Here is a 7,309-nt window from a genome sequence, read left to right as displayed (position 1 = left end):
ACCCGCTTGCGGGGCTGAGCAGGGACGGGAAGAAGGACCCCTGCCGCAGCTTGGGGATGGCCAGGTCCACCTCGCCGGCGGTGGTGGCCAGCTTCTTGGGGCGCTTACCGTTGCGGCGCGTGCGCCGGTCCTCGGTGCGCTCATAGGGGCCCGCGCCGATCACGGCGGTGGCCTCGGCGTCGATCAGGTCCTGCAGACCGGCCTGGAGCAGACGACGGAAGACGTCATCATGAGCCAGGTCCGGGTCGGCAAGGACTATCCTGAATCAGGACGGAGACGGCAGACTGGTGAGGGGGCATCGTGGGACAACCTCCTGGTGAATCTTGGTCGAGAATCCGGATCCCCACGATGCCCCCCCTCCTGCTCCAAGCCAGAACCACCGGCCAGGGAACGCCGCAGGAACTGCCACCACACTAAGAGACCCACCCGGACTCCTCCAGCGGACGCGTGCTGCCACACGCGCGACAGCCTCAGCAGGCCGCGTCGGCGGGTCCTCGAAATGATCCCCGCGCCGAGCGCCCGCGCTGAGCGTGGAGGCCAGGTGGTGCTGGATATCCCGCACTTCTCAATTCCACCGGCGCATCAGGCCTGGTGATTCACACGCATCCAGCCCGCCCCGGTCGGCGCTGGCCCTTGGCGCTACCCGGGCGCGGGGTGAAGGTCCCGGCCCGGTCCCGGGGCACCCCGATCTCGAAGGGCCCCATCCTGACGAGTCCACCGTCTTGGACGTGGTTCCGTTTCTGGCGTTACCACGAGCCTGGGTGGTCGGCTCGCCCCTGTCGTAACCCAGGTGCTCGCTCAAGCCAAGCGGCCAGGCCCCTCTCCAAGGCCTCCCTTGGTGCAGTGCCGGCAGCAGACCATCAGTCCCGGTCATGCTCACCTGCCCGGCACCAGCTCTGCTCAAACAAGCCATCCACAGCCCCAGCCGAGCGCAGCTGGCCGACCACATCCCGACCACCAGCAGAAGCCCTGTTGTCATCATCAGTAGCAGTCATCAGTGTCAGTCCTTCCACAAGAGCTCACACAAACCAATGAACAGGCTCGCTTGTCTATCGCGGCGGGCGCCTGCGGCATGCACGTGGGCCCGGCAGGTGGTCGAGTCCACTGACACCTTGTCCCACACCGCCTCAGGTCCCTGGGTGGTCACCACCGCGGCTGTGAGCTCACGCTCCAGGTGCTCCCAGACCCCGCAGACCTGCCAGGAGCGGAACAGAACGTAAATCCTCCACCAGGGCCCGTAGCGATCCGGGACATCGCGCCACGGGCAGCCGGTCCTGGTGCGGTAGCGCACCCCGTCGACCAGGCCTTGTAGGCAGTATATGCGCGGTCGGCCCCTGACAGGCGCCTCGGGCAGCAACGGGGCCAGCACCTCCCACTGCGCATCGGTGAGGTCATGACGGCGTCCAGCGCCTGCCTTGCCTCTATCCTGGACAACTGAGGCCTCCGGCTCGATCACGAGATGACTTGACACCACCCGTGATACCCCGGAGGCCTCACCCACACCCAGACACCACGCCGCCCCCACCCCACAATTTCGCAACACGACCTAAGCGTCATGAGTCAGGTTCGATGATGTAGGCCGGGGAGGCCTCGAACCTGGATCATGACATCGTGGTGGGTTGTAGGGAGGTCGGTGTGAGTATTCGTTGGTATGCGGTGTTGGGGGTTTGGTGGTGAGACACTAAGAGGTCGGGTAATTATGAATCGCCCCGGGTTTGTTGGAAGCAGTGATGACCCAACCAACCCCTAAACCGACTTCGCCGACCCCCTGCCTCAAACTCCTCCAGGACGTCACCATCAACCTCAACGGCCACCACCGCGCCGACGTTGGCTGGTCCTGAGGAGGCTGGCGGTGGCGCTGATGGCACAGGGGACAGGTCCAGGGCCAGCTGGTCCGGAGCAATGCGGCGCCGGCCGATCTCCATCAGGGCAGCCAGCTCTGCCTGGGTGTGGGCTGAGCCTAGGTGCTCAATGACCTTGTCCCGGCGCCCTTCCTTGACCGCGATCTGTACCGCCATCGCTCCTGAGGCAGTCTTGACCTTACGCAGAAACGGGCTCACCACCCCCACCCTACCGGCCGCTTAGTGTGCCAGCACACCCCCAACATGACGGAATACCAACGAAAAATCAGCCCCAAAACCCCAAACCCACCAAACTGTCACGAGTCAGGTCAGAGTATTTCGCTGCTGTCATGGGATCCATCCTATTAACGCAGTAGGATAAGTCCCCCAGTCCGAAAAACACCGCGCACCCTACCTGACTATTCGGTAGAAATTGCTCGCATCACGGGTATGCGCGCAGCTTTCAAGGCTGGCCACAATGCTGCCAGCACACCGATGATAATAGATAGCAATAGAGTGACGGTCAGCTGCCCCCAGGGAACAACAAGTTTAGTCATGCCCTGATCTTTTAACTGAGCACGCAGAGCCCCGGCAAGCACGATACCCGTAAGAGTTCCTACGATTGTACCGAAGACGGTGGTAACAACCGACTCAAGAGTAATCTCTCCAATAACTTGAGCTTTTCCTAATCCAACAGCTCTTACGAGCCCGATTTCCCGAGACCGTTCTGAGACGGAAAGAACCAGAGTGTTAATGATACCAAGTGCAGCGATGACCAGGGACAGTCCCAGCAATGCGTATAGGACGGCAAGGATTTGAGTTGCTTGAGATCCTGCAACTTCCGAAAGTTCACTAGAATCTAAAACGCTAAATATGTATGAAGACGCTAAAACTCTTTCCATTTTTTTACGGATGTCATTTGGTGAAGCGCCATCGTCTAATGTAACAAATAACGCATGCGGAGAAGCAAGGACTTGAGATGGGTCGGTAGAAACTACATCCGTTAGCGCTCCTGTTGCGGCCATCGTTTCTGGAGTGACATAAATCGTCCCCAGTATGCCTTTGGTGTCCGCTACAGCAACAACCGTCGCGGTCACCGCGCCGGTAGAACCAGAAATTACGACATCGTCTCCTATTTTTAAACCAGATCCTTTAAAAGCTGCAACATGAGTGCCGTCAAGTTTGTCCAATGTCCCTTCAACAAGGTTAGGGTCGTACGCCTTAGTAAAATCTTCAGGATCGATAGCAATGGCATATCCTGCGTCGGAATTTCCATTCGGAATTTCTACGGAAACCAGCTGGGCGACGTAACCTGTTGTGGAGGCAACACCGTCAAGAGATTGGATCTGTTCGGCGGATTTCGCTGGAACTCGATCTGGTCTGCCTGAGGAAGCTACTTGACATACCAAAAAATCAGCATGCATCGAGTCATTCACGATTTCGTTTATAGAGGCTTTCATCGAAGCCGCCACAATTGTGCCTGCGCTAACGAGTGTCATTCCGATGAACAGAGCTGCCGAAGTTGCGGCAGTACGTCTTGGAACAGTGCTGAGATTGCGAATCGCAAGACGGCCGATGGGGCGGAATAAAAGTAACGGCATAGAAAATGACTCGATACCGTAACGGGCCAAAACCGGGAAAAGTAAAAGCAGGCCGATTAGCAGAGCTCCGGCCCCTATTCCGAGGATAACTCCAGATCGCGGGAATCCACTGGCCACCCATGTGACAATTATTCCGACCAAACCGACGCTACTTAATAACGCGCCGAGGATGCCTCGAAATCGCAATGATCTAGTCCTCTCTCTGCTCGAACTCTGCATTGCCTCAATGGGCGGAGTAAGAGCCGCCTCCCGTGCCGGAAAGAGAGCTCCGATGACGGTTATGACTAAGCCTGCTGTGATCGCGGCTAGTATGATACTATAATTAATAGGCACCTGATTTAACAGTGGCATACCCATAAATTTGAGACCAGCTAAAAGTAATCTTGTAGCGCCGATACCCAAAGCTAAACCGAGCAGGGCACCGGCGGTGCCGATCATGACGGCATGAAGAAGTACTGCAGCAAATATTGATCCGGGTGAGGCGCCGACGGCACGTAGCAATGCGAATTCTCTCTGCCGTTGACGTACGCTCATCGCGAAGGTATTCATAATGATAAAGGATCCAACGAACATCGCCAAAGCCACGAAAATCAAAAGGAATACCTCGGTATAGCCGAGGTATTTATTAATTTCAGCGTTCTGTTCGTCTGCAGCTTCTTTTTGGGTCTGCACGCGAATTTCTTCTGGCAAAATTTTTCTGATTTTATTTGAGATCTCTTTCTGGTCAATTCCTTTATCTAAATAAACACAAATTGAGTCGACTTTCCCGTCTGGAGCAGAAAATGACATCAGCCAATTTGGGTCTAGCCCGATTACTGTCGCACCGGCAACCGAAGTGTCATAGTTAAACTCGCCAACTATCCTTACCAAATATGCATCTCCGTTAATTACAAGGTGTGTATCATCGTCCACTGATAAACCGGAACGTTTCAGTGCTTCGGATTCCAATGCGATTTCGCCTCCAGAATGAGGGAATCTCCCAGATGCAGTTTTCGCCCTAGAATCCTGCGGATAGAGCGGAACTGCTTTCGACGGTGCATTCATTGACGTGACAGGCGTGGAATCAGCGCCAACCAATGTGGCAGGTATAGAAGCAATCGGAAAAGCATGCTCTACGCCATCAATTGACTCAACGGTTTCGGCAAGTTTACCGTCTATTTTGGTTGCTACAGAAGAACTATTTGTATTTTGACTGTTGGCAGTTGACTGACCTGAAATATACAAATCTCCGGTTAGGGTCGTTGAATTTTGAGCGTCAAATATATTCGACAACACGATACGAAGCGACAGCGTGCCAGTAAGAAAGGCAACGCCGAGAATGACTGCTAGCGTTGTCAAGAAAAACTGACGAGCATGACTTTTAAGTGATCGTAGAGCAAAGCGAATCATAAACTCACTCCTAAGGTAGTTTTTGATGTGTTATAGATTCTGTGTTTGCTATGGAATTCAGGAACTTCCATGGCAATAGAGCTGCTTAATGCATGCAGTGCAATAAGGACACTGTCTCGATCAGGCTTGTCCAACTGGGCAGCTAGCCGCCCATCTCGTAGAAACAGGACGGTGTCAGCACAGGCTGCGGCCTCGGGTTCATGAGTTACCATGACTACACTCTGTCCGAAATGGTCAACGCTAGAACGCAAAATCTGGAGGATTTGCATAGTAGCCCGAGAGTCGAGGTTTCCTGTGGGTTCGTCAGCGAAGATGACTGACGGTCGCCCCATGAACGAGCGAGCGCAGGCAGTGCGCTGAACTTGCCCTCCAGATAGTTCGGCAGGACGGTGCGAGAGTCGGTTACTTAGACCTACGGCCTTGACTATCTGGCTGAGATGTCTAAAATCCACAGATTTTCGAGCGATATCTATCGGTAATGTGATGTTCTCTTCGACGGTTAAAGATGGCAGCAAATTGAACGACTGAAATATGAACCCGATTCGCTCGCGACGCAGCCTTGTCAATTGCCGTTCATTCATTGAGGTAATCTCTTGGCCGTCAAGATTTATTGATCCCGAGGTAGCTGATTCTAAGCCAGCCAAGCAATGCATAAGGGTTGATTTTCCAGAACCGGAAGGTCCCATAATTGCGGTAAATCTCGCCCGAGCGATTGATACAAAGATGTCATTCAATGCGACCACGCCATTATCGCCACTGCCATAAATCTTCGTTAAGGAATGTGCTGTGACAACCGGATTTTTGGCTGGCGAATGAGGTCGTAAGGGGACAGTGCTGATCTCAGGGCTATCTTTAGCGTGGGAAACCATGACGGCAGTCTGCCACAAGTCCGATAGAATGTTCCAGTCGGATGGCTCCTTGCTCCGGTGGATCATCCTAGGTGTAGTGGCAGGTCAGAAGGCAGGGGGTCGGGGTTTGTCGGCTCTTCGTGTTTGAGGGTGTGGTAGGTGGGGCCTATTGTCTGGTTTAGGTGGTTGTTGTCAGGTGGTCTTTGAGGCGTCCGGTGTGGATGAGGCTGCGGATGGTGTAGTGGGTGAGGTTGCGGAATCCCAGGGCGATGCCGCGTAGGTGCTCCAGGCGTCCGTTGATGGCCTGGCGTGGGGCCGTTGGAGGAGTCGGGGTGATCGGGCTCTTCGTGTTTGAGGGTGTAGTAAGTAAGGCTTATTGGTGTGTTTGGGGCGGGGGTGGGTGCGTCGTTGCTTGGGTAGGGGGCGAGGTTCCTCGATGATGGGAGCTGCTACACACGCCACCTGAGAGATCTCGACGTGCTTGAGACTACCTTCACCGGTCCTGATCTGACGACCTTCCTGGGGCTGGACGCCCTGGGACTGACCGCGGTGGGCCAGCACCTCACCCCGATGAGAGTCATTGTGGAGTGCCGTATGCCGGCCGGGTTTGAGGACCCGTTCTGCCGGTCCTGCCGGGGCTCAGGGAGTATCCCGTGGGACGGTGGCCCAGCGCCTGGCCCACGTGCCGGTGGGGTGGCGACCCACACAGCTGCTGGTACGCCTGCGGCGCTTCGCCTGCCCTCACTGCCGCCGGGTGTGGAGGCAAGACACCTCGGCCCTGGCCCAGCCGCGGGCGCGTCTGACCCGCTCAGCGGTGGAATGGGGGCTGCGGGCCCTTGCCCTGGATTCCATGTCCATTTCCCGGGTAGCGCGGACCCTGGAGCTCTCCTGGCACACCGCGAACACCACGATCCTGGCAAGCGCGCAGGTCGCGCTGCTAGATGATCCCCACCGCTTCGATGGCGTGGAGGTCCTCGGCGTCGACGATTCCCCCGCGCGCTTCGCTCCCATGCGGGAGGTGCCCCCTCTGTGTGGCGCCACACCAGGCGGGGCGACAAGTACGCCCGCTGTGATCATTGACCTGACCCCCGTACGCGACGCCACCGGTCCGGCCCGTCTGCTGGACCCGGGACCATATCCAGCAGACGGGTGGAGCCTGTTCATTGGTTTGTGTGAGCTCTTGTGGAAGGACTGACACTGATGACTGCTACTGATGATGACAACAGGGCTTCTGCTGGTGGTCGGGATGTGGTCGGCCAGCTGCGCTCGGCTGGGGCTGTGGATGGCTTGTTTGAGCAGAGCTGGTGCCGGGCAGGTGAGCATGACCGGGACTGATGGTCTGCTGCCGGCCCTGCACCAAGGGAGGCCTTGGAGAGGGGCCTGGCCGCTTGGCTTGAGCGAGCACCTGGGCTACGACAGGGGCGGGCCAACCTCCCAGGCTCGTGGTAACGCCAGAAACGGAACCACGTCCAAGACGGTGGACTCGTCAGGATGGGGCCCTTCGAGACCTGTGGTGCCCCGGGACCGGGCCGGGACCTTCACCCCGCGCCCGGGTAGCGCCAAGGGCCAGCGCCGACCGGGGCGGGCTGGATGCGTGTGAATCACCAGGCCTGATGCGCCGGTGGAATTG

Annotated in this window: 4 protein-coding genes and 3 pseudogenes; 1 reads left to right on the top strand and 6 read right to left on the bottom strand. The window is 57.0% G+C overall.

Going from position 1 to position 7,309, the window contains the following annotated elements; translation table 11 throughout:
* The 6 genes and pseudogenes from HMPREF0975_RS14925 to HMPREF0975_RS15630 all read right to left on the bottom strand — a co-directional run.
* A pseudogene (locus tag HMPREF0975_RS14925) lies at window positions 1–299 on the bottom strand (transposase); the annotation flags it as partial.
* Between the two features lie 701 nt (window positions 300–1,000).
* On the bottom strand, window positions 1,001–1,456 hold the full coding sequence (locus HMPREF0975_RS09470; protein ID WP_198009168.1) for a transposase: 456 nt from the start codon (window positions 1,454–1,456) through the stop codon (window positions 1,001–1,003).
* A gap of 355 nt (window positions 1,457–1,811) precedes the next feature.
* Window positions 1,812–2,060: pseudogene (locus tag HMPREF0975_RS17335) on the bottom strand (IS1634 family transposase); the annotation flags it as partial.
* 200 nt (window positions 2,061–2,260) lie between these two features.
* Window positions 2,261–4,831 carry an ABC transporter permease gene (locus HMPREF0975_RS14915; RefSeq protein WP_009233936.1) on the bottom strand — a complete coding sequence of 857 codons (2,571 nt, stop codon included), beginning with the start codon at window positions 4,829–4,831 and terminating at the stop codon, window positions 2,261–2,263.
* Window positions 4,828–5,700 (bottom strand): ABC transporter ATP-binding protein, encoded by an 873-nt coding sequence (locus tag HMPREF0975_RS14910; protein ID WP_009233935.1) that lies wholly within the window; start codon window positions 5,698–5,700, stop codon window positions 4,828–4,830. The genes HMPREF0975_RS14915 and HMPREF0975_RS14910 overlap by 4 nt, the downstream gene beginning before the upstream one ends.
* Before the next feature lie 157 nt (window positions 5,701–5,857).
* Window positions 5,858–6,017: pseudogene (locus tag HMPREF0975_RS15630) on the bottom strand (transposase); the annotation flags it as partial.
* Between the two features lie 323 nt (window positions 6,018–6,340).
* Between HMPREF0975_RS15630 and HMPREF0975_RS09460 the strand changes: the two are divergent.
* Entirely contained in the window at window positions 6,341–6,874 is a 534-nt protein-coding gene (locus tag HMPREF0975_RS09460) for an ISL3 family transposase (protein WP_009233934.1), read from the top strand.
* Window positions 6,875–7,309: the final 435 nt, after the last annotated feature.

This window comes from Actinomyces sp. oral taxon 849 str. F0330, from assembly GCF_000239715.1.
Lineage (GTDB): Bacteria > Actinomycetota > Actinomycetes > Actinomycetales > Actinomycetaceae > Actinomyces > Actinomyces johnsonii.
This window is presented reverse-complemented; position numbering and strand designations above follow the sequence as displayed.